This is a genomic window from Sphingobacterium ginsenosidimutans (assembly GCF_039536865.1).
Lineage (GTDB): Bacteria > Bacteroidota > Bacteroidia > Sphingobacteriales > Sphingobacteriaceae > Sphingobacterium > Sphingobacterium detergens.
In genome coordinates this window covers 1,174,933-1,197,565 of record NZ_BAAAZK010000002.1, presented here as the reverse complement: position 1 = coordinate 1,197,565, position 22,633 = coordinate 1,174,933, and the positions used below count along the sequence as shown (strand labels likewise).

Sequence of the window (22,633 nt, the reverse complement as noted above, 5' to 3'; positions counted from 1 at the left end):
ATACGTAAGCGGTTGCTTTTCCCTACGCCGGTATAAACCGAATCAGGTTCGAAGGGACTATCTCAATTCTATACAGAATACCCCCAAAGCCATATCAAATTTAGACAAAAAAAAGGACTTTTTATAACCCCTGTTTTATTCGGTCCGTGAATGGTAAAAATGACAGCGAGCGATTTGACAGACATTTTCAGTATTAGATGGGAAATAGATTGAACCGACAACGAGTAGAGGATGATGTCAAAATGATCTCGTGCAGCTAAGCTGCTTGTTAAGAATTTATATTGTCTTCAGCTGGCAATTCCGTGTAGTCAGGAGGGGTATAAGTGACGCGGGCAAAATTTTTCGTCAGGAGTTCCGTATCAACAACCTTTCCACCCTGAAATTTTAGGAATTTTTCCCGCCAGATTTCATTTTTTCGATAGAATTGATCTCCTATTTTAAGGAATTGATGCTCCTTTTCAATGACGTGATAGGCAAAATCGAGCTCCTGATCGATCCTCAGTTCACCTTCAAGACATTTTTCGGTAAACCAGAGATTAATCTGAAACGTATAGGGGGTATTGTTGGTAAACTGATAGTCACGATAGTTGTAAAATACCGTTGCACCACTTCCGAAAGGTAATACACGCCCATCATCGGGAAACGGATCAAAAGAATGGTGATAACGCTCTGTGACTGTCAGCGGGCTATGGATAACAAGCCAATGGATCAGGTTGGAAATCTGGCAGATTCCACCGCCTATACCTGCCCGTGCTTCGCCAAAAGATAATTCCATCCCCGGAAGATAGCCTTTCTTCTGTGTGGGCTGGCCGACCAGTCTACAGAATGAAAAGGTTTCACCGGGCTGGATCAGTACACCATTGATCTGCTTTGCTGCAATCTTTAGATTGGTCACTTTATTGATCTGCAGCTGCATATTGTTTTCTCCCAGCTTCTTTAATAAAACAGACTGGTGTTTTTTGATGCGGTACTGCAGCGCTGTTGTAGACTTGGTTTTTGTGTACTTTTTATTATCCAGTAACCAAATGGCTTTTCTTTGTGTCCTTCTTGCCCAGACAGCGAGAAAATACAGTAAAGGGTGGCGTTGACTTATTAATTTCCGTTTTTTCACTAATGACAAATGATGGTTTATTGCTTGCTTCTATTTCAGTTTGCGCGTTTGAATTATTGAGAATTGGAGGAACTTTCCTTTTTTTGTATTGTTTTAGAGGTAATTTTATCCTGTTTGTCAAATACAGTGCTCTCGTATTGGTGGTCGCCCAGGTCCTTTGAGACTATTTTCAATTCCAATGTACCATCACGATAAAACAGATAGGTGCTTTCGTTGTCTTGCACAGCTATTTTGGATTCGGCAGTGAGCTTCCCTGTTGGGTCAAATACCTGCCACGAAGAGAAATTGTCTGCTTTTTGGGTATCATAATAATACAGTGTACGTTTTTCGATAGCGTCATTTAGCCCTGAAACTTCCTCAATAAGCTGCCCATTTTCATTGTAACGGTGGTCGACCCAATGCATCCGTTGGTAAACGAAATGAATGGACTCCTCCCGGATCAATTGATATTGATCATTTAAATGCTGGATGGAGACGGTTCGCCGCTCAGGATCGGTAATGAGAATAGCATGCGGTAAGTATTGATAAATTGTACTAGAGGACCATTTGCTGTTTTGAAGCTGTTGTATCGAATCGATTAATCCCCATTTGTTGTAAAAATATTTGGTGTAATAGTTGACCCCATTAGCCAAATTGTTTGCCGAGAGTTCTTTGCCTCGCTGATAAACGGTTGTTATAATGCCGCTGGGTTTTTCGAGGTTCTCCCCTGTAAAAGTCTGCGAAATATAAGTTCCGTCATATTTGCCTTTTTTCTGCGTGGAGTAGATCGGAAGACTGGGGCGGGAAATGACGGCCTCAGCATATTGCCTGGATGGTTTAAACGGAATAGCTGCTATGGAATCGAAGAATAGTTTCGCATCGTATTTAAGCGCTTTTTGAGCTGTACTTGTCTGCTTATTATTTGTCATTATTGGCTTTGCGGCCTGTAGATAGCTTTGACTGTCATAGATCACTTTTGGTCTGCTCTGGCCATCAAACAGGATCATGGCATTTCGTTGTTTGAGGGTCGGTACATCCACTGTCCACTTACGCTTGTTGACAACAAAAGTAAATTTTTGGGCATCTGTTTTTGAGACCAGGAGTTTGGTGGTACTATAGGGAACCTGTCTAATAATTTCATTTGCCTTTTGATCATGGAGACGCATCGCGAAATCCGTTGATTTATCGGATTCATTGGTAACGAACAAGATCGCTTGGGTAGGTGCCCCGATTTCCATTGATTTTATCGTTTGGGATCGTGCCACAGTCGTACAAAACAAGAGTACCAATAACTGGAAAATAATGGGATGGGGCGCTATTGATCTGGAATGACAGTTCATTTGAATAGGGGAAGCTTTGGCTTTATATGCTTTAGTTTAGTACTTCTTTTAGGAATAGTAAAGTATGCTCCCAAGCACGTTTGGCCATGACAGGATTATATTCAGGTGATTCCGGATTGGTAAAGGTATGGCCAGAATTGGCATAGGTAATGATCTGCCAGTCCGCTTTTCCTTCATTAAGTTCCTTGACTAACCCATCATAATCTTCTTTTGATACACTTTTGTCAGCGGCGGGATGTTCAACCAATACTTTCACATTGATCGCTGCATTAGGTCTGTCGGCTGATTTGGAGAGTCCACCATGAATACTGACCACTCCTGCCACAGGAAAACCAGCGCGTGCTGTTTCCAGTGCTCCGGTTCCGCCAAAACAGTAACCGATTACTGCAATTTTTTCGGAATCAGCTCCAGCTTCCTTCAATTGTTTCAGAGCAGCCGCAATGCGCTGCTGATAGGCCTTGTAGTCTGCTTTATAATGGCTGGCGATTTTCGAAGCCGCTGTATTGTCGGCGGGGATATTTCCTTCACCATAGATATCGGCAATGAAAGCAATATAACCTTCTTTTTCAAGTTGCAATGCGGCTTGTTTCGCCTCGTTATCTATGCCTTTCCATGCGGGTAAAATAAGGACCGCAGGCCCTTTTTTGTTGGCGTTGGACGTGATAAGTCCGTTCAGTTGCTGTGTTCCGTCTTTGTAGGATACTTGTTTTAACTCCTGTGCTTTCATACCCATGGTAACCATAGTTAATAGAAAAAATGTCAAAGCTGTTTTCATCTGTTCTTAATTTTTTTAGCCGTCAGATGGCCTGTGTGATTAAAGATAATACCGCTGTTTCCGGTGAAAATCCTTCGTGTGCTTGATAAACAAATTTAGGCTCAGGAAGGTTTTATTGATTCAATAATTCCGATCACATCCAATTGTCCCAAACCGCTGTCATGCGCCTTTTGATAGGTGTCGAGCAAGGTGCCAAGAAGGGGATAGGAGGCTCCCGCCTGTTGTGCCAACCGGATATCTTTTAACATCAGATCCAGCGCAAATGCTGCGGTATAATTTCCTTCAACGAGCAAAGGTGTTTTTACTTTTGTTGCTCCGCTACCACTGGCACTATCGTTGATAATCTCTAGCATTTCACTACGTTCAATCCCTAATTGATCAGAGAATAAGATGGTTTCGGCCAAACCTTGATAGATGATTGATAGAAAATAATTTATGGCTAGTTTGGCGGCAATACCTTTGCCACTTTCACCAAGATGTTTAATGGATTTTCCCATCTTCTCAAGGTAAGGTCTGGCACGTTCAAGGTCGGTCTGTTCTCCGCCGACCATAATGATCAATGTACCTTCGGCAGCAGGTTTGGTACTTCCAGCGACCGGAGCATCCAGAAATGCGGCACCTTTCGCTTTTAGCTTATTGGCAAGATTGATACTCACATCTTGAGCGATGGTACTCATATCCACAAATAATTTTCCGCTGATAGGCTGTTCAAGAATTTTACCGTAAACCTCCTCGACGGCGGTATCGTTTGTCAGCATGGTGAAAACCACATCACTGGACCCGATCAGATCTGTGACTTCACTATAAACAGTTGATTGTGCTGCAAAGTCTGTTGTTCTGGCGATGTTTCTGTTGTAAACGGCAAGCGGAAATCCTGCTTTTTCAAGGTTTTTTGCCATGGGATTCCCCATATTTCCTAATCCTATAAATCCTATGTTTTCTGTTTTCATATTAAATTGTGTCATGTGAATCGAACATTCAGCTCACAATAAAGGTACAAATGTTTTTGGATCTATAGGGCGTAAAGCTAGGACAACAATAGGAGGTATTTAAATTCGATAGTATAAGCTCCATATCCGTTTGATATGAATTTATTTCTGCTGTTAAATCAATACTCTGATCTCATTCCTGAGCAGTACAATCTTATCTTCATTTTCCAATTTTTTTAAGATCCGAGAGACGACAACACGGGAAGTGTTCAGATCGGATGCAATATCTTGATGGGTGAGGGTTAGAATCCGGTCGTTGGTAAGATTTACTTTAGCTTTTAGGTAATTGAGGATACGTTCTTCCATATTGGAGAATGCAAGATTATCTACAGCCTGGAGCATTTCATTCATCCGGCTGGCATAACTCGATATAATGAAATTCCGCCAGGAAGGGTACTTTCCCATCCAGTCATTGACCTGTTCATTGGGGATCATGGCTACGGTTGTATCCTTTTCAGCCCGAGCCCGAATTTCACTTTTTTTATTTCCCAGACAACAGGCGATAGACATAGTACAGGTCTGTCCCTGTTCAAGATAATAGAGTAAGAGTTCTCCTCTGGCTTCATCCTCGCGGACGACTTTGATCGCTCCCGCTAACAATAAGGGCATTGCGCTGATGTATTGATCGGTATCGATGATGAGGTCGCCTTCACGGAAAGTTTTGATGCGAGCATTCTTTATAATTTCTTCAATCAATGCAGGTTCAAGAACACCTGCGTAAGCTTGTTCAATGGACAACATAGTTTTTTATTAGTACTTAAATATAGCCATTTTGATCTTAAGGGATGCTGTGTTTGATTAAAAAACGCTAAGACCTTATGCTCCGCTGTAATAATAAAGGATGTCTCAGGTAGATATCCGGATAAAAAACAGAAATAAAAGAATGTGTTGACTTATTCAAAGGAGACAAAATTTTATTCTAACTACTTTTGATATATTTTCATTAAAACAATGTTTTTGTTGTATTCCTATTAACGGGCTTAATTTTGACTTGCTGTTTTGATTCTAAAATCAAGCTTAATCTATGGAAGATTAAAATTTGAAGTTAATATAAACGGACTGTTTACAGTTGTGCTAGTGTTAAAATTAGTTAAAAAGACAATCAATTCCTAATTTTGCGGCACAAAAAACAAAACAATCACATCTAAGATGAAAAAGTCTTTACTTTTTTTTGCACTTGTTTTTGCTAGCTATGGCGCGGTTCATGCACAAACGGCAAATACTAGTTCGGTTTCAGGAGTTGTAAAAGAGGCTACTGGACAAACAGTTAAAGGAGCAACCATTAAAATTACCCACATCCCAAGTGGACAAGTTGTAAGCGGCTCAGCTGATGCTCAAGGAAAATTTCAAATTTCAAATCTTCAAGAGGGAGGTCCCTACAAAGTTGAAGTGACCTACATTGGTGAAAAACCAGTTGTCATTGAAAACATCATGTTGAAATCGGGCGAATCGTTGAATATTAATCCGACTTTTTCGGAGGGTACTTCAACGGATTTAGATGAGGTTGTTGTTGTTGGTCATGGTGTTATTGATATTGCTGCTGGGAGAAAAACGCCTATCGCAGTTTCAACGATTAATAGACTTGAAATTGAAGAAAAAGTAGGTGCGCAAGATATCACGTCAACTTTGGCGAATACGCCATCAGTTTACATTACAGGGCAGGCGAAAGGTTTTGGTGAATCTTCAATGACTACACGTGGTTTTGACCAATCCAATACAGCATTTTTATTGAATGGTCAGCCGGTGAATGGAATGGATAATGGCCGTGTATATTGGTCTAACTGGTCTGGCCTTACAGATATTGCTTCTTTGGTACAGATCCAACGTGGTTTGGGTTCTTCCAAACTAGCGATTTCATCTGTAGGGGGAACAATCAACTTTGTAACCAAGTCCACAGATATGAAAGAAGGCGGTTTTGTGCGGACGACAGTCGGTAATGATATGTTGATGAAAGGAACTGTAGGCTATAGTACTGGAATGATGAAAAACGGTTTTGCTGTTTCAGCAATGTTTACGCATTGGTCCGGTGATGGATATGTGAATGGTACGCAAGGGCAGGGACAAAATTATTTCTTGTCTGTGGGTTATAAAGCGAGCGATAAGCATAACTTTAACTTAATGGTTACTGGTGCTCCACAATGGCATAATCAAGGTTTCACTTCAACATTGGACAACTACTTGAAAAATGGAAGAAGATACAATAGTAATGTCGAGACAGTTAATGGTACCGAAGTTAACTACCGTAAAAATTACTACCATAAACCGGTAGCCAATTTCAACTGGGACTGGACTATTGATGATAAATCTTCATTATCTACCGTTGTTTATGCTTCAGTAGCGAGTGGTGGTGGTCAAACCAAGAGAACAGATAAATTCAATAAAGGCCCTTACCTAGCAGCTGATGTAAACAATCACCAGTGGTATGGTATCGTTTCTAACTATAACCGTAAATTAAATGAGAATTTAAATTTCAATGTTGGATTCGATTTGCGTGATTATAAAGGTGAGCACTATCGTCAGGTAACGGATATGTTGGGTCAGTCATCAATTGCCAACGTAGGTAACGTAAACTTGGGCAATAATGTCTTTATTACAGAAACTTATTCAACCAATCCATGGAAGGCATTTTCAAGCCAACCGAAATCGACAGAAAATAGATTAGCATGGGATTATGAGCAAATGATCCGTTACGGCGGCTTATTTGGTCAATTGGAATATGCTAAAAATGGTTTTACAGCGTTTTTCCAAGGGTCAGTTTCGCAACAGCAAAATAGCCGTAGAGAATATTATTTAGAGAAACCCGAGAACTCAAAATCGGAAAATGTTAATAATTTTGGATATAACACCAAAGGAGGTGTAAGCTATACCTTAGGCAAACATAGTCTTTTTGCTAATGCTGGTTACTATTCACGTCAGCCTTATCAGAACAATATCTTCATGAACTATAGAAATGACGTGAACCCTTATGCGGAGAACGAGAAGATCTTAGGTCTTGAATTAGGGTATAAATTTATGTCAAGATACATTGATGTGAATGTGAATGCTTATAAGACAACATGGGAAAATAGGGTGACTGGTAACTCAAGAAATGCTTCAAAAGCAGATGTTGCAAAGTATAATCCAACCAATGATCCGAACATCTTAGTAGAGGGAGATTATCTTTATTTCTCAAATTATGGTGTAAAACAGAACCACAAAGGGGTAGAGTTGGATTTTGCTGCTCGTCCGTTCAGAGGATTTACTGTTAAAGGTTTTGCGTCTATCGGTGATTGGAAATATGATGGCGAATCAGTTTCAATTGTCCGTAATGAAAACCGGGTAGAATTGGCAACCGAAAAGGTCGATTTAACTGGTGGTCAAGTTGGGGATGCTGCGCAAACAACCTATGGTTTAGGTGCCAAGTATTTTATCACAAGAGGTTTATCTGTTGATGGAGACTGGAGATCTTACGATCGTTTGTATTCTTCAAGACAAGCTGGTCAGGGCAAAGTATTAGAATTGCCTTCCTACCAACTTGTTGATGCAGGTGTTTCTTATAAAATAGATATCAGTGATAAAAACGCAATAAGTTTTAGATTTAACATCAATAACTTATTGAACAAGTTCTATATTTCTGAGGCGACTACAAATATTTTTGAAAACACGAAGGCCGGCGAGACGAATGAATATTGGAATGGAATCAATACCTCTAACACAGTATTGATCGGTCTAGGAAGAACCTGGAACGCTTCAGTGAAATTCACATTCTAATAAGATACCCTATTTAGTATTAAAAAGACTCACATTATTGTGGGTCTTTTTTTGTTTTTTAATAAAAACTTAATACTTTTAGGTGATCTAACTGCCAACCTGATGTTGCATAAATTAATTTGTCTGGAAAATTTACAGATAGGTACCGTTTATTTTTCCGCTTTTGTGGTAAACCTGGATGGTGGAAATACCGGTTTTGCTTTATTTATTAACCAAGAAAATGACCCGATTTTTATTTTTCGAAAAGAGAAGAAAAATGAAGTGTCTTTTCATGTCAATGAAGACCAGTTTTTTTGGATTGTAAGAAATAGTCAGTTCACAGCCGGTGAACGCCAAAGCTTTTTCGCGGAGTTTGTTGAGTTCTTACGTTTAATGGAAGATAAGGTTTCTAATTATGTCTTTAAACGTGAAAAGCTAGTCAGATTTACGAATTCGAGGGATATCGTTCGGTACAAATATCTCTATTTGACCGGTGAACTGAATTAAATCGTTTCTATTTAAGTAGGAAAGCGAGGCGGTTAAATTTCTTTTGTATTGAAATTTAGCTTAGTTTTGGGTATGAAGCTAATGATATCAAATCTATCTGTTACCCTTCGGGGCGATGCTGTTACAGCAGCGGATTTTAAACTTCCCTCACCTGTATTGCTTGCTAAATTTTCTTTTTTGCCAATTTCGTCTTTTTTTCCAACGGATATCATTCCCTTTTCCCCGGATGAGTTTGATCACATCCAACAAGAAGGCATCAAGCTCCTGTTAAAGGGCTTTTCGATGGGGATTATTGCTGATAACGATCCTGTGCAAGTCCTGGAGGAGGTCATCGCGCTGTCAAACAGTGCGCTGGCATACAGTTACCTTGGACTCTATTATTTTAAGATAAAAGCCTACGAAGAAGCAATCGCTGTTTATAGTAGGGCAATTGAATCCTTTAAAGAGGAACCTTATTTTTACGCAAGCCGATGCTTGGTCTATCGCTTGATTGGCGAAGATGAGGGCGCATTTTATGATTACCAGATTGCCAAAAGATTGGATTTTAATTATCACAGTGTATTGGAATGGCAGGAAAATCAGGCCGAATTGAGCTATTTTGAAGCCGAAAATCTGGTTATTCAAGAGCTGGAATCTACACCCAAAGAACTCAGTACGGACGAGCTGAATTCATTAGGACTTGAATACGTCCATTGTTATGATTATCTGAAGGCGATCGAATTGTATACCTCGGCCATCAATAAAAATACAACAGGAGATAGTAACCTCTTTGTTTTCAGAGGAAGTCTCTATCTAAAATTGACCTGCTTTGAGTTGGCTTTAAATGATTTTAATCGGGCGATCGAGCTGGATGAAAATCAAACTGCTGCCTATGTATTCCGTGCTAAGGTGTTTGAATCTTACCGCTATTCCGAAAAAGCACTTAACGATTATGCGAAAGCGGAAGAAAATGACAGCAACTCATCTATTGTGTATGAAGAACGGGCTTCCTTATTGGAACGTCTGGGCTGTCTACCTGAGGCATTGTCTGATTTCGACCGTTTGGTCGAACTGAATCCTGATGACTTTTATGTGTATTCTTTGCGGGCAGATCTCAAGGAAAAACTGGAGGACATGCATGGCGCATTGGTAGATTATTCTACAGCTATTGACTTGAATCCTTATTATTCGGATTTATATTCTTATCGTGCTGCTATCAAAGAAAAGCTCGGTGATGCAGTGGGGGCCAAGCTCGATTTAGATAAGTTTAATGAATTGGAAGACGAATAAAACCATAAAAAGAAAAGCTTCCCCAGGAGAATTGAATAGAGACTGCGGGGAGCATGAATACAATTAAATAGAAACGGGGCTATCCGAATTTGGATAGCCCCGTTTGTATTTTTAGTTGAGCTCCCACGGGAGCCTGTGATTGTTCTATGTTAAACCAGTTCAGACCCTACTTAATGATACGTTTAATCTTATTTGAACGCTTGATGAGTTTATGCAACTTGTCATAATCTTCGCTGGCGATTGAATCATGTAAGGATTGCAATTGTTTGATATGCTCTTCCAGGACTTCCAGTACATTTTCGCGATTCTGTTTGAAGATAGGTGTCCACATATCGGGTGAACTTTTAGCCAGACGGACTGTAGATTCAAAACCTGATCCTGCCAGCTCAAATATACGCCCCTGCGATTTCTCCTTTTCCAATACTGTCAATGCTAATGCGAATGAAGTAAGGTGGGAGATATGCGAAACATAAGCTGTATGCACATCGTGTTCGTCCGCATTCATGAAGCAGGTACGCATCTCCAGTTGATCCGTGATCGCATCAGTAACTTCGAATGCATCTTCATCCGTTCTAAAGGCCTCAACATAGACCATCATCTTGCCCTTGAAAAGGCCTGCTACGGCTGCTTCAGGGCCAGAATATTCCGTACCAGCCATCGGGTGAGCTGCAATATAGCGACCTCTATTGGGGTGATCTTTGATTTTGTTCAGTATGTTAGTCTTGGTAGACCCCATATCAATAACGACCTGGTCCGTCACCTGATCGAGGATCTGAGGAACTACCTGCAAAATCGCATCAACGGGAATAGTCAATATAAGTACCTTACAGTTCTTTATTGCTTCTTCCAAAGTCATTGCTTCGTCGATAAAGCCTATCTGCTTGGCTTTATCAAGATTTTTTTCGCTTTTATCTACACCAATGATCTTACTGCAGAATTTTGTTTCTTTTAAGCGGATGGCAACTGAGCCGCCAATTAAGCCTACGCCTACGATGGCAATATTCATATGTGAATAATTATTTATTCGTGTTTGTCTTTCAAAGCCCATAATGAAATACCCGGATTCTATTTATTTGTCTGCTGTAATCGCGGATATTTCATCGGATTGAAATGTTAATTTTGAAAAATGTGTCTAGAAGTTATCCTTAATACGTTGGATGGATTCTTCAAGAACTTCTACTGTCGCACAGAGACTGATGCGGATATACTGATTTCCTCCATCTCCAAAAATCCCTCCCGGTGTGATAAACACGCGTGCTTTGTCCAAGACAGCATCGCTAAGCGCATAACCATCCTTATAGGAATTCGGGATTTGAGCCCATACAAATAAACCAACCTGATCTTTTTGGTATGAACAGCCCAGTAAGTTCATGATTTCATAGACTTTAAGACGTCTATCTGCATAAATTTTATTAAGATCTTGATACCATGAAGCTTCCAGTTGTAAGGCTTTTGCCGCCGCCAATTGAACAGGTAAAAACATCCCGGAATCCATATTGCTTTTAAAACGTAACACCTGGTTGATACGCTCTTCGCTACCAACCAATGCTCCGACTCTCCAACCAGCCATATTGGATGATTTGCTCAATGAATTTAATTCTATCGCGACCTCTTTTGCGCCTTCCACGCTCATGATACTACGTGGTTTGTCCGTCAGGATAAAACTATAGGGATTGTCATGACAGATAAGAATATTGAATTCCTTTGCAAATTCAATCAGTTCTTTATAAAACGCATCCGATGCTGAGGCACCCGTAGGCATGTGCGGATAATTGATCCACATTAACTTGACGTTTGACAGATCTTGTTTCCGAAGTTCGTCAAAGTCAATCAGCCAATTTTTTTCCTGCGTAAGCTTATAGGTGATCGACTCCGCCCCACTCAATCTTACAGCCGCAGCATAGGCCGGGTAGCCGGGATTGGGGATTAAAGCTTTGTCTCCTTCCTGTAGGTAGGTCATGCAAATATGGACAATACCTTCTTTCGATCCAATCAGTGGTAAGATTTCCGTATTGGGATTAAAAGTGGCTTGATAATAGCGTTGATACCAATCGGCAACAGCCTGTCTTAAAGCTGGAGCTCCTTTGTAATTTTGATAGCCATGTACATTTGGAAGTTGGGCATTCGTATTCAATGTCGCTATTACCTCCGGGTGAGGGGGTAAGTCAGGACTTCCAATTCCTAGATTGATTACACGTGCACCCTGTTTGTTAAGCTCATCTATTTCCCTTAGTTTTTTCGAGAAGTAGTATTCTTCAGTTTGCTGCAATCTTTTGGCAACGTCTATTTGCATTTTATTTTTAATAATTTTGGTATTTGAATGAAGCTAAATTAGGGAATTATCTATAAAAAGTAGCTATTTTTGTCTTTTTTTCAAATGAATAGCATGTTCATCGTTTCACACTGACCCTTGGGAATTTTATTGAATAGAACTGTATGAGTGCTTTTCTTGATTAATTTGTTATTTTTGTTCAATTTCCTCGCTTAATAGAATTTTAATGGAAGAGGAGAGGGCGACAAATTATTTTTTTGTATCAAATTAATTTGTCTTAGTTCAAAATAAATGAAAACATATTTTAGGCTCTTATCATTTGCTAAACCCATTGAGAAATTTGCGATTCCTTATGTAATCTGCACCTTGATTACGGTTGTTTTTAGCACTTTAAATTTAGCATTACTCGCTCCATTACTCCACACACTTTTTAATTCCGGTAAATCTGTCACTGAAGTTGTAAAACCCGAGACTTATACGGATATTTTGGCTTGGTTTAATTACTATGCGAATGTAGCAAATAACCAACTTGGTGCTTATGGGGCATTAAAGTACGTTTGTATTGTTATCGTAATCTCCGTATTTATCAGTAATCTTTTTCGTTATTTCTGCCAGCGGATTATGGAAAATTTTCGTATCCACACCTTGTTGAAACTACGCAGGGCAGTATTTGACAATGTGATGGATCTGCATGTCGGTTATTTTACGGGACAGCGGAAAGGAGATATCGTTTCCAAGGTTGCTTCCGATGTACAGGTTGTGCAGTATTCCGTTACGGGTACTTTACAAGTCGTATTCAAAGAACCTTTGCAGCTGATCGCCTATATTGTGATGTTGTTTAATATCTCGGCCAAGCTGACCTTCTTTTCTTTGTTGGTTATTCCGATTTCAGCATTTTTTATAGCACGAATTGTAAAAAATTTAAAAAGCCAGGCGCGTTCAGCTCAGGAATCCTATGGAAATATGATATCCTATCTGGATGAAGCATTATCGGGTATCAAAATCATCAAAGCCTTTAATGCAGTCTCTTTTATCAAAAATAGATTTCATAATGAGAACGAACGATATGCCAATATTGGTCGGGCAATGGCGAAGAGACAACAATTGAGTTCTCCGGTTTCGGAGCTGCTTGGAGTGATGATGGTTGCCATTATTTTGTTGTATGGTGGGCATTTGGTGCTATCTGGAGATAAAAGTTTGACAGCACCTGCATTTATCGCTTATATAGCCATTTTCTCGCAAGTGATGCGCCCGGCAAAAGCATTGACAGATGCTTTTAGTGGTATTCATAATGGTCTTGCAGCAGGAGAACGGGTGTTGGAATTAGTTGATGAACGCAGTGAGGTGACCGACAAACCGAATGCGAAAAAGGTCGAAAGCTTTGAGCAACGTATTGTTTTCAAAGATGTAAATTTCGCTTATACAAAAGATAAGAAGATCCTTCAGGGGATAGACCTTGAGATTGAAAAGGGAAAAGTAGTGGCTTTGGTTGGTCCTTCAGGTGGCGGGAAATCAACATTGGTGGATCTCATCCCACGATTTATGGATGTCACTGACGGACAGATCCTTTTTGACGGTATAGATCTAAGGGATCTGGATCAGGATTCTTTACGGAGTATGATCGGGGTGGTCAATCAGGAATCCATTTTATTTAATGATACGATTTTCAATAATATCGCATTTGCCAATCTAGCCGCTAGTCAGGAGGAAATCGAAGCAGCAGCAAAAATAGCCAATGCACATGAGTTTATTCTAAAGACAGATCAGGGGTACCAAACCAATATTGGTGATCGTGGCGGTAAATTGTCGGGTGGGCAGCGTCAGCGGATCTGTATTGCACGGGCGGTATTGAAAAACCCACCGATTATGCTGCTCGATGAGGCCACTTCGGCCCTGGATACCGAATCCGAAAAACTAGTACAAGATTCCCTCTATAAATTGATGGATAATCGGACCACAGTCGTGATTGCGCATCGTTTGAGCACCATTCAAAATGCAGATAAGATTGTGGTCATCGAAGCTGGGAAAATTGTTGAAACAGGTAGCCATAGTGAATTGCTACAGCATAATGGCTTATATAAGAAGTTAATTGAGATGCAGCAATTTACCGACTAAGCATGTCGTTTTAGGAAAGTTTTATTTGTCTTTCGAGGACTAAACATGACGCAATCCTGAATGAGTGTTATCACATTTTATTATAACTTTTGTCGCCTTTTAGGTACATTTGTTTAAGATAGGAGATACATTAATGAACGCAATAGATAAATTAAATTTCTTGATCAATGATAAACATTTAGACGTTGAATTAAGAAATATAGCCGAGAAAGTTTTGCGAGAGGAGCGTATCACTTTTGATGAAGGAGTTCTTTTATACGAAAAAGGTGAATTAGGCTATCTTGGTGTTCTCGCCAATTATATCCGTGAGAAACGTCATGGCGATCATACCTTCTTTAACCGTAATTTTCACATTGAGCCTACGAATGTCTGTGTATATGACTGCAAATTCTGTTCCTATTCCAGACTGATCAAAGAGCGCGCTGAAGGTTGGGAAATGGAAGTCGATGGCATGATGGATATCGTGAAGAAATATGACAATGAAGCCGTTACCGAAGTGCATATTACAGGTGGGGTTGTGCCAAAGCAAAATCTCGAATTTTATGCAGACTTCTTTAAAAGATGTAAAGCACATCGACCCGAATTACATATTAAGGGACTCACACCAGTAGAATATTATTATATTTTCAAGAAAGCAAAGTTGAGCCACTATGACGGACTGAAATATTTGCAGTCTTGTGGACTCGACTCAATGCCCGGTGGTGGCGCTGAAATCTTTCATCCTGAAATCCGGGAGCAGATTGCGCATGATAAGTGTACAGCTGAGCAGTGGTTAGATATTCACGAGCAAGCTCACCGTCTGGGTATGCATACAAATGCGACGATGTTATACGGTCATATTGAACAATTTTGGCATCGGGTAGACCATATGGAACGTTTGCGACAGCTTCAGGATAAAACGGGCGGCTTCCAGACTTTTATTCCATTGAAATTTCGGAATAAAGAGAACCAGATGTCACATATCCCTGAGGTTTCTGTTATCGAAGATTTAAGAAATTATGCGATCGCACGGATCTACATGGATAATTTTGATCATATCAAAGCCTATTGGGCAATGATATCAAGAGATACAGCGCAATTATCTCTGGCTTTTGGTGTGGATGATATTGATGGTACTTTGGACGATACGACCAAAATATACAGTATGGCTGGTGCGGAAGAGCAAAAACCAGGAATGACAACTCAAGAGGTTGTGGAATTGATTAAAAAGGTAGGCCGTCATCCCATTGAACGCGACACATTGTATAACGTGGTGACTGACTATAATGATGTTGTCTTTGAAGAGGATACCAAAAAGAAAAATTATTACGCACTACCTGTTGTGAACCCATAAACTAGATCATATTCATTTTGAAAAAGACATTTTATTTTATACGACACGGACAGACTGATCTAAATCTAAAAGGCATCGTGCAGGGGAGAGGAGTTGATTCTCCATTAAATGAAACAGGCATGGCCCAGGCTCAGGCTTTCTTTGAACGGTACAATACAGTGCCTTTTGACAAAGTATACACCTCGACTTTATTACGGACCCATCAGACGGTACAGGGCTTTATTGACCAGAATGTGCCCTGGGAACAGCTTGTCGGGTTGGATGAAATTAGCTGGGGAATCTACGAAGGGAAAGAGCAGACTCCTGAATTGTTGTCTGGTTTTGAACAATTGGTCGCTGCATGGCGCAACGGAGAATTGGATGTCAGTATTGAAAATGGAGAATCTCCCAACGCATTAATGGAACGCCAACAGCTTGCATTGGACCATATGCTGGCCCAAGCAAATGAAGAAAATATCCTTGTTTGCATGCATGGTCGTGCCCTACGCATCATGCTTTGCCTGATGACTGCTATTGATGCCCGATATATGGATGATTTTCCACACACAAATACTGCTTTATATAAATTGCTGTACAATAATGGTCAATTTGAAATTATAGACCATTATAATACAGACCACTTAGAAGCATTGATGAATGAATAAAATTAGAGTTTCAGCCGTATCATATACAAACACATATCCGTTTTTGAACGGAATACGCAAATCAAAGGTAATGGATCAGATTGATCTCAGTGTCGATTATCCAAGTGCCTGCGCACAAAAGGTAATAGATGACGAGGCAGATATGGGAATTATCCCGACTGCCGCACTACTCAGTCTTCCTGAATATTATATCAATACGGATTTTTGTATCGGAACTGAAGGTGCCGTTGATTCGGTGTTTATTTTTTCCAATAAACCTATTACGGAGGTGGAGACCCTTAGACTGGATAAGCAATCGCGTACTTCTAATGGCCTTGCCCGTGTGCTGTTAAAGAATTACTGGAAACGCGAGGTTCAGCTGATTACAGACGACAGTGTGGAACCAGATGCCTATGTTCTGATCGGGGATCGTACTTTCGGTAAAAAGAATACTGTACCCTATGTCTATGACTTGGGGAAGGAATGGTTTGATTTTACAGGGTTGCCGTTTGCGTTTGCCCTGTGGGTAAGCAATAAAAAGTTACCTGAATCATTTGTGAAAGATTTCAATGATGCCCTCGCTTATGGTGTAGCCCATGCGACCGATGTAATTACGGGGCTGCCCGAATTTGAAGGGTTTGACTATACAAAATATTTAACGGCACATCTTGATTTTCATCTCACGGATCAAAAACGGGAAGCTGTACAACGCTATCTGGGCTATTTAAAAGATTTGGATTAATCAAATAAAGCGCAATGCGCTACAAAAAAAAGAGGTTTGTTTAACAAACCTCTTTTTTTATATGTTTTTTAATATACTTTGTTATGCTTTCTATGTTCTTCCGACTTTCACTTTTCGGCCTTTGACTTTCTGACCGTTAGCGGCATTGATGATCGCTAAAGCCAGTTTACGTTTGACAGCAACATAAGCAATTTTGTCTTTGACTTCGATAATTCCAATATCGTCTTTTTCGATGCCATCCAGATTTAACAGAAAGCCAACAATGTCAATTTTGTTGACCTTATCCTTCCTTCCGGCGCTGACATAGAGTGTAGCGAAAGGTGAATTTTCGGGCAGGTCATAGAAGTCCGGGAACTCCTCTTCTGCCGTATCTTCCAAAATATAAGGATAATTTTCTTCAGGTTTTAAGATGATATATACGTCACCTTTTGCCTGCATACGCGCTGTGCGTCCATTGCGGTGTGTAAAATCATCTTCTTTATGTGGAAGCTGATAGTGAATGATCGCATCCACTTCAGGAATATCCAATCCCCGGGCAGCAAGGTCTGTCGTAATCAGGACATTGTTGGAGTGGTTCCTGAATTTTAGCAGTGCCAATTCTCGGTCCTGCTGCTCCAGACCACCATGAAAGATGTCATGAATGATATTACGATTGTCCAATAGGTCGCTGATATGGTCGACAGCATCACGATGGTTGCAAAAAATAATCATTTTTTTTGTACCGATCTTGCAGATAAGTTTTAAAAGCGCTTCTAGTTTCTTTTGACTGGTGGCAACTACTTTTTTTATCGTGATCCGCGGGATATTGTTTGCATCTTTTAGGAAATCGACAGTAACGGGATCCTGAATCTGCGTAAAAGGCGGAATGGTCTCCATTGTTGTTGCAGAGGTCAATATGCGCGATTTAATTTTTGGCATGTGCCGAATGATAAAATCCATTTGCTGATGAAAGCCAAGCTCCAGGGACTTGTCAAATTCATCCAGTATGAGGGTATGGATTTGGGTCGGATCAAAATTCCCCTCTTCAAGATGCTGTTTTATTCGACCGGGGGTTCCAATTAGAATAGATGGAGCATCTTTGAATGCATTTTTTTCGATACGTGTGCTATGTCCGCCATAGGCGCAGGTCACTTTGTATCCTGTTGTCAGTTTCCGGATGACTTGCTCGATCTGTAAGGCGAGTTCACGGGTAGGGACTAAAACCAGCACTTGTACTTCACGCGGGATATCTTTTAGCTGTTGTAGTATTAATAATGAAAAGGCTAAGGTTTTTCCTGATCCAGTAGGGGAGAGCAAGATGAGATCTTTGTCTTGTTGGTAGGTGTCCAGTACCTTCTGTTGCATTTCATTCAGGGATGAAATACCGAATTTATTTAAAATAGCTTCTAGCTGCATAGCACAAAAGTACTAATTAAAACGAAAAGGTAACCCACCTCTTTCCGATGGATTACCTTTGTCAGATTTTTATATTGGACTTGATAGCAAAGAATGCTTTTTAATGATCCAATGTATTATACTTTAATAGTATTGTTTTAGAGTATATCAATACCTTCTTCGCGCAAAGCTTGTTTTTTATCTTCTTCCCAGATACTGACCTGCACTTCGCCGATATGCTGTTTCTTAAGCATAAACATACAGACACGAGACTGACCGATACCACCGCCCATAGATTCGGGTAATTCATCGTTAAGAAGCATACTGTGAAACGTCAGTTTGGACTTTTCGCTGCAATTTCTGATTTCCATCTGATGGGCTAACGCCGTTTTGTCGACACGGATACCCATGGACGAAAGTTCGAATGCTGAATTTAAAATTGGATTCCAAACAAGGATATCACCATTTAAACCATTGTAGCCAGCTTCATTTGTAGTACTCCAATCGTCGTAATCTGCCGCCCGACCATCATGTGCTACTCCATTGCTCAGTGCACCACCGATACCGTACAGAAATACCGCACCGTGTTCTTTTGTAATGGCATTTTCTCGTTCTTTGGCACTTAGGTTGGGGTATTTTTGCAATAACTCTTCCGAGGAGATAAATGTGATGGTCTCCGGAAGGATTGCTTTTATCTGTGGGTATTTACGCTCCACCTGTAATTCTGTAAATCGAAGTGAATCGTATATATTGAGTACCGTATCTTTCAGAAGAACCAAATTACGCTGTTCTTTTCCGATTACTTTTTCCCAGTCCCATTGATCTACATAAATGGAATGTATAGGGGTATAATCTTCGTCTGGACGAAGGGCTTTCATGTCGGTGACAATACCTTCACCAGGTAACATTTCAAGCTCTTTTAAGCGCACTCTTTTCCATTTTGCCAAGGAATGAACCACGACTGCCCGCTTTTCATTTAAAGATTTGATCGGAAAGGAAACAGGGCGCTCGATGCCATTCAGATCATCGTTTAATCCTGTGCCGTCCAAGACCACCAATGGTGATGAAATTGGAATCAGATTTAACTTGTTTTTTAATTCTTGGACAAATGTATCTTTAACGAAGCTGATAGCAACTTCGGTATTTAAAAGTTTTCTTCCCTCCATATGAGTCAATTGAAAAGCCATGTACGGATTGTTGTACATCGCATCATTTTTCTTATTCAGTTATTTGATACAAAAATATGAAAATATCATTTGCTAATATGTTTTGTTGTGATTTTTGATATTTATCCATTAAAATGTTGAAAAAATATAAATATTACAAGAAAAAGCGAATAGGTCAATAGGGAATTATAAAACTATTAATTTGTCGGTGCAACTAAACTCGCCCGACCGAACAAAAAAAGCCCTGAAATTATTTCAGGGCTTTTTTTGTTCTATTGGAAGGGATCTGGTTATACCGAGAAGCTCTCGCCACAGGCGCATGTACGGCTTGCATTTGGATTATGAAATTCAAATCCTTTTCCGTCCAACCCATCGGAGTAATCAAGTTCTGTTCCCGCTAAATAGAGGAATGATTTGATATCCAAACAGATTTTAACTCCTTTATCTTCGAAAAACTGGTCTCCCTTTTTTTCCTCATTATCGAAATTCAGTTTATAGCTTAAGCCTGAACAACCACCACTTTCTACAGCAACACGCACAAAGTAATTGCCGTCATATTGCTCATCCTTCATGATTTCCTCGATACGAGTTTTTGCTTTATCAGTAACTGTAATCATAGTTGTATCTTTGTCTACAACAAAGATACATACAATCTCGCTATATTTCGCCTGCTCTTAAGTTTTTAGAATGTCATAAATTAACCGATCAAACCGGCCTTATAGAGTTGCCATATGGGTGATTGATCCCTTATTTTTTGTACGGCTTCTTTGATCAATTGTGCGCATTGTAGGATTTCTTCACGCGTGGTCAATATGCTTAGGCTAAATCTGATTGCCGAAAGTGCATCTTCTTTGGATATACCCATGGCCAGCAGGACATGTGACGGTTCCCTTGATCCGGTAACACAGGCGGAGCCGGAGGAGAGGGCCAAGGTAGGGCAGGCGGTCATAATCTCGCTTGCGAGCACATGTTTGAAACTGATATAACTTGTCGTCGGTAGGCGGGGAGTATTTTGCCCGTGTACAATAATTTCAGGAATATCAGCCAGTTCGGCTTCCAATAGATCCCGATATGCCCGAACGTTGCTATAGGCTTGTGGGCTTAGCATGGAGATCGCCTTTCCAAAGCCGACGATGGCCGGAACATTGTAGGTGCCGCCCCGAAAACCATTCTCCTGACCACCACCTAAAACTAATGGTGTAAGCTGAATGGGTTTTGATTTGCGCCGGATATAAAGTGCACCAATTCCCTTCGGACCATGAATTTTATGTGCACTCAGACATAAAAGATCAACAGGGAGCTGTTGGAGGTCGATCGCAACTTTTCCGATTGCTTGTGTGGCGTCGCAAAAAAATAGAATATCTTCTTTATGGCAGATGGAAGCCACCTGTTCGATTTCAGCTAGCACCCCAGTCTCATTATTCGCAGCCATCAGACAGATTAATATGGTTTTGGCGGTAATGGCATTTTTAAGATCATCCGAGGCTATGCGCCCCTGATTGTCAACAGGAAGATACGTGACTTGGGCTCCCTGTTTGGTCAGCTGTTCACAGCAGCTTAATACTGCTTTATGCTCTGTAGCGACGGTAATGATATGATTCCCTTGAGACCGGTATTTGTCAAATACACCCTGCAGTACGGTATTGATGCTTTCCGTAGCTCCGGAATTAAAAAAAATTTCCTTTGGTGTACAATTTAAAGCCTCAGCGACTTGCGCTCTGCTCTGTTGAACCGCTGCATTTGCTGCTCTACCCATCTGGTGGTAAACACTGGACGCATTAGCATAATTTTGGATGAAATAAGGAGTCATCTCCTGCCATACCTCATCCAAAATTCGGGTGGTTGCATTGTTGTCCAAATATATGGTATCCTTCATCAGGATAAAGATAAGGATAATGCTGTTTATGCAGAAGCTTTCACATCAACTTCCTTCTTTTTGACATTGGGATCATAGCGTAGTCCCGGAGTCAGCCAATACATCAAAATAATGCGTGAATACCGGTAGTTGAAAGGTGACATCAACACAACGCTTAATATAGCAACAGTCGCATAAAGAATGAAGGATGAGTCATTTCCGGTAAGGATGTAAGTTGCCATACAGGCCGTCACCATCTCTGCGATTGCAAATGCATAGGTGACATACATGGCACCATAGAAATAACCCGGTTCACGTTCGTAGCGGAGACCACAGTATTCACAATGACTATTCATCTTTTGGACCTTTAGACCATAGGCAGGACCTTTGTATACATGGCCGACTCTACATCTTGGACATTTTGCTTGCCATGCAGCTTTGAATTCCGATAATTCGTATTTAACTTCTTCCATAGTTATAGTTGTTTTCTGAACTCCTCGGGTGTGAGATCAGTGGATTTTTTAAAAAATTTGGTGAAATAAGAGTTGTCCTTAAACTGCAATTCATTTGCAATTTCAGTGATATTTAAATTTCGGTTAATTAACAGTCGTTTTGCTTCCAGGACAATCCGGTTGCGGATGATCTCTCCAGCGGACTGACCGATATAGGATTTACAGATCGCATTCAGGTGATTTGGCGTGATAAATAGCTGATCCGCATATACACTCGGTAATTTGGTGGATTTAAACTGTTGTTCCACCAATTGCTGAAAGCTATTGAATATTTTATGATTATAAGGATTGCTTCCGTCTTTTTGCTCTTTTTCAGAACAGATGGAGACATAGAGTAGAAATTGGAGCAGCAGTGTACGAATATAATCTTCGGATAGACCGCTGGACTTCGCCGATAAGATCTCATCCAGAATATTCGTCGCCTGCGCGCGGCAAGGTCCTTCCAGTTCAAAAATTAAATGCTCAATTTTGCCCTGTAAAAAACTGAAACGCTCCAGATAATCTGTGCGTAATAAAAACGATTGGAAATAGTCGACCGAAAAATTGACGACATAGCCCCCCTCATCGCCAACAAAATTCCAGGTATGCACTTGACCGGGTGCCATGAAGTAGATTTGAAAGGGTTTAATTTTATAATGATTGAAATCGATGATGTGATCACCTGAACCTTTCGTAAATAATACAAAATGAAAAAAATTGTGTTTATGGGGAAACACCATATTTGCATGTTTGATGACGTATTCACTTAAGTCATCAATATGGATAGTTGTTTTATTGTTGAGGTCGAGACTGCAACTATCTATAATAGGAATGGTGTTTTTTCTATTCATACTACAAAGTTAGCTCAAATATTCTTTTTATAGTGGTGTTAATTTGGTGTTTTATGGTACTTTTCAATGATGTTAATATTTTGAATGCTAAGTTTGGATGTTGGAACAATCC

General features: G+C 40.2%; 20 protein-coding genes and 1 riboswitch. Of the genes, 7 read left to right on the top strand and 13 right to left on the bottom strand.

What is annotated here, in order from left to right; translation table 11 throughout:
- Positions 1-2 precede the first annotated feature (2 nt).
- Positions 3-95: riboswitch (TPP riboswitch) on the bottom strand.
- Between the two features lie 173 nt (positions 96-268).
- From ABFX33_RS05000 to ABFX33_RS04980, 5 genes are all read right to left on the bottom strand, one after another.
- The gene (locus ABFX33_RS05000) at positions 269-1,111 is read right to left on the bottom strand and encodes a VanW family protein (protein ID WP_346084609.1); all 843 of its coding nucleotides are present in this window, start codon (positions 1,109-1,111) and stop codon (positions 269-271) included.
- 53 nt (positions 1,112-1,164) lie between these two features.
- Positions 1,165-2,328, bottom strand: a complete 1,164-nt coding sequence (locus tag ABFX33_RS04995; protein ID WP_346084607.1) for a hypothetical protein — start codon at positions 2,326-2,328, stop codon at positions 1,165-1,167.
- Positions 2,329-2,461: 133 nt separating this feature from the next.
- Complete coding sequence (locus ABFX33_RS04990; RefSeq protein ID WP_346084606.1) at positions 2,462-3,205, bottom strand: dienelactone hydrolase family protein; 744 nt, start codon at positions 3,203-3,205, stop codon at positions 2,462-2,464.
- 101 nt (positions 3,206-3,306) lie between these two features.
- Positions 3,307-4,155 carry an NAD(P)-dependent oxidoreductase gene (locus tag ABFX33_RS04985; protein WP_257089067.1) on the bottom strand — a complete coding sequence of 283 codons (849 nt, stop codon included), beginning with the start codon at positions 4,153-4,155 and terminating at the stop codon, positions 3,307-3,309.
- A 153-nt stretch (positions 4,156-4,308) separates the two neighbouring features.
- Positions 4,309-4,935 carry a Crp/Fnr family transcriptional regulator gene (locus ABFX33_RS04980; protein ID WP_346084605.1) on the bottom strand — a complete coding sequence of 209 codons (627 nt, stop codon included), beginning with the start codon at positions 4,933-4,935 and terminating at the stop codon, positions 4,309-4,311.
- Positions 4,936-5,343: 408 nt separating this feature from the next.
- Here ABFX33_RS04980 and ABFX33_RS04975 point away from each other — a divergent pair, with 408 nt between their 5' ends.
- From ABFX33_RS04975 to ABFX33_RS04965, 3 genes are all read left to right on the top strand, one after another.
- On the top strand, positions 5,344-7,944 hold the full coding sequence (locus ABFX33_RS04975; protein WP_120258475.1) for a TonB-dependent receptor: 2,601 nt from the start codon (positions 5,344-5,346) through the stop codon (positions 7,942-7,944).
- A 102-nt stretch (positions 7,945-8,046) separates the two neighbouring features.
- Complete coding sequence (locus tag ABFX33_RS04970) at positions 8,047-8,430, top strand: hypothetical protein (RefSeq protein ID WP_120258474.1); 384 nt, start codon at positions 8,047-8,049, stop codon at positions 8,428-8,430.
- Between the two features lie 72 nt (positions 8,431-8,502).
- Positions 8,503-9,699, top strand: a complete 1,197-nt coding sequence (locus ABFX33_RS04965) for a tetratricopeptide repeat protein (protein WP_346084604.1) — start codon at positions 8,503-8,505, stop codon at positions 9,697-9,699.
- A 166-nt stretch (positions 9,700-9,865) separates the two neighbouring features.
- Here the strand turns inward: ABFX33_RS04965 and ABFX33_RS04960 are convergent, their stop codons facing one another.
- Positions 9,866-10,747: a prephenate dehydrogenase gene (locus ABFX33_RS04960; RefSeq protein ID WP_257089081.1), complete on the bottom strand. Its 882-nt coding sequence runs from the start codon at positions 10,745-10,747 to the stop codon at positions 9,866-9,868.
- A gap of 84 nt (positions 10,748-10,831) precedes the next feature.
- A complete protein-coding gene (locus tag ABFX33_RS04955; protein ID WP_346084602.1) occupies positions 10,832-11,992 on the bottom strand; it encodes a pyridoxal phosphate-dependent aminotransferase in 1,161 nt (386 codons plus the stop codon).
- A gap of 270 nt (positions 11,993-12,262) precedes the next feature.
- Between ABFX33_RS04955 and ABFX33_RS04950 the strand changes: the two genes are divergently transcribed.
- The 4 genes from ABFX33_RS04950 (at position 12,263) to ABFX33_RS04935 (ending at position 16,784) form a co-directional block, all read left to right on the top strand.
- Positions 12,263-14,086 carry an ABC transporter ATP-binding protein gene (locus ABFX33_RS04950; protein ID WP_257089085.1) on the top strand — a complete coding sequence of 608 codons (1,824 nt, stop codon included), beginning with the start codon at positions 12,263-12,265 and terminating at the stop codon, positions 14,084-14,086.
- Positions 14,087-14,219: 133 nt separating this feature from the next.
- Positions 14,220-15,419, top strand: coding sequence for an aminofutalosine synthase MqnE (gene mqnE / locus ABFX33_RS04945; protein WP_120258469.1), 1,200 nt, complete (start codon positions 14,220-14,222; stop codon positions 15,417-15,419).
- A 17-nt stretch (positions 15,420-15,436) separates the two neighbouring features.
- Positions 15,437-16,063 carry a histidine phosphatase family protein gene (locus ABFX33_RS04940; protein ID WP_346084600.1) on the top strand — a complete coding sequence of 209 codons (627 nt, stop codon included), beginning with the start codon at positions 15,437-15,439 and terminating at the stop codon, positions 16,061-16,063.
- Positions 16,056-16,784, top strand: coding sequence for a menaquinone biosynthetic enzyme MqnA/MqnD family protein (locus tag ABFX33_RS04935; protein WP_257089091.1), 729 nt, complete (start codon positions 16,056-16,058; stop codon positions 16,782-16,784). The genes ABFX33_RS04940 and ABFX33_RS04935 overlap by 8 nt, the downstream gene beginning before the upstream one ends.
- 90 nt (positions 16,785-16,874) lie before the next feature.
- Here ABFX33_RS04935 and ABFX33_RS04930 read toward each other — a convergent pair whose 3' ends face one another.
- From ABFX33_RS04930 to ABFX33_RS04905, 6 genes are all read right to left on the bottom strand, one after another.
- Complete coding sequence (locus ABFX33_RS04930) at positions 16,875-18,179, bottom strand: DEAD/DEAH box helicase (RefSeq protein ID WP_346084599.1); 1,305 nt, start codon at positions 18,177-18,179, stop codon at positions 16,875-16,877.
- A gap of 137 nt (positions 18,180-18,316) precedes the next feature.
- On the bottom strand, positions 18,317-19,363 hold the full coding sequence (gene asnA / locus ABFX33_RS04925; RefSeq protein WP_346084597.1) for an aspartate--ammonia ligase: 1,047 nt from the start codon (positions 19,361-19,363) through the stop codon (positions 18,317-18,319).
- Between the two features lie 251 nt (positions 19,364-19,614).
- Positions 19,615-19,941 carry a HesB/IscA family protein gene (locus ABFX33_RS04920; RefSeq protein WP_104382704.1) on the bottom strand — a complete coding sequence of 109 codons (327 nt, stop codon included), beginning with the start codon at positions 19,939-19,941 and terminating at the stop codon, positions 19,615-19,617.
- A gap of 80 nt (positions 19,942-20,021) precedes the next feature.
- Positions 20,022-21,200, bottom strand: a complete 1,179-nt coding sequence (locus tag ABFX33_RS04915) for a cysteine desulfurase family protein (RefSeq protein ID WP_346084596.1) — start codon at positions 21,198-21,200, stop codon at positions 20,022-20,024.
- Between the two features lie 26 nt (positions 21,201-21,226).
- Positions 21,227-21,652 carry a DUF983 domain-containing protein gene (locus tag ABFX33_RS04910; RefSeq protein ID WP_104382703.1) on the bottom strand — a complete coding sequence of 142 codons (426 nt, stop codon included), beginning with the start codon at positions 21,650-21,652 and terminating at the stop codon, positions 21,227-21,229.
- 2 nt (positions 21,653-21,654) lie between these two features.
- The gene (locus ABFX33_RS04905) at positions 21,655-22,521 is read right to left on the bottom strand and encodes a helix-turn-helix domain-containing protein (protein WP_104382702.1); all 867 of its coding nucleotides are present in this window, start codon (positions 22,519-22,521) and stop codon (positions 21,655-21,657) included.
- Between the last annotated feature and the right edge of the window lie 112 nt (positions 22,522-22,633).

Coding starts and splice junctions, on each gene's coding strand:
- ABFX33_RS04960 (WP_257089081.1), bottom strand. CDS start 10,747: ATGGGCTTTGAAAGACAAACACGAATAAATAATTATTCACATATGAAT.
- ABFX33_RS04965 (WP_346084604.1), top strand. CDS start 8,503: ATGAAGCTAATGATATCAAATCTATCTGTTACCCTTCGGGGCGATGCT.
- ABFX33_RS04910 (WP_104382703.1), bottom strand. CDS start 21,652: ATGGAAGAAGTTAAATACGAATTATCGGAATTCAAAGCTGCATGGCAA.
- ABFX33_RS04915 (WP_346084596.1), bottom strand. CDS start 21,200: ATGAAGGATACCATATATTTGGACAACAATGCAACCACCCGAATTTTG.
- ABFX33_RS04990 (WP_346084606.1), bottom strand. CDS start 3,205: ATGAAAACAGCTTTGACATTTTTTCTATTAACTATGGTTACCATGGGT.
- ABFX33_RS04980 (WP_346084605.1), bottom strand. CDS start 4,935: ATGTTGTCCATTGAACAAGCTTACGCAGGTGTTCTTGAACCTGCATTG.
- ABFX33_RS04970 (WP_120258474.1), top strand. CDS start 8,047: ATGTTGCATAAATTAATTTGTCTGGAAAATTTACAGATAGGTACCGTT.
- asnA (WP_346084597.1), bottom strand. CDS start 19,363: ATGTACAACAATCCGTACATGGCTTTTCAATTGACTCATATGGAGGGA.
- ABFX33_RS04975 (WP_120258475.1), top strand. CDS start 5,344: ATGAAAAAGTCTTTACTTTTTTTTGCACTTGTTTTTGCTAGCTATGGC.
- ABFX33_RS04985 (WP_257089067.1), bottom strand. CDS start 4,155: ATGAAAACAGAAAACATAGGATTTATAGGATTAGGAAATATGGGGAAT.
- ABFX33_RS04930 (WP_346084599.1), bottom strand. CDS start 18,179: ATGCAGCTAGAAGCTATTTTAAATAAATTCGGTATTTCATCCCTGAAT.
- ABFX33_RS04995 (WP_346084607.1), bottom strand. CDS start 2,328: ATGGAAATCGGGGCACCTACCCAAGCGATCTTGTTCGTTACCAATGAA.
- ABFX33_RS04905 (WP_104382702.1), bottom strand. CDS start 22,521: ATGAATAGAAAAAACACCATTCCTATTATAGATAGTTGCAGTCTCGAC.
- ABFX33_RS04920 (WP_104382704.1), bottom strand. CDS start 19,941: ATGATTACAGTTACTGATAAAGCAAAAACTCGTATCGAGGAAATCATG.
- ABFX33_RS04935 (WP_257089091.1), top strand. CDS start 16,056: ATGAATAAAATTAGAGTTTCAGCCGTATCATATACAAACACATATCCG.
- mqnE (WP_120258469.1), top strand. CDS start 14,220: ATGAACGCAATAGATAAATTAAATTTCTTGATCAATGATAAACATTTA.
- ABFX33_RS04950 (WP_257089085.1), top strand. CDS start 12,263: ATGAAAACATATTTTAGGCTCTTATCATTTGCTAAACCCATTGAGAAA.
- ABFX33_RS04955 (WP_346084602.1), bottom strand. CDS start 11,992: ATGCAAATAGACGTTGCCAAAAGATTGCAGCAAACTGAAGAATACTAC.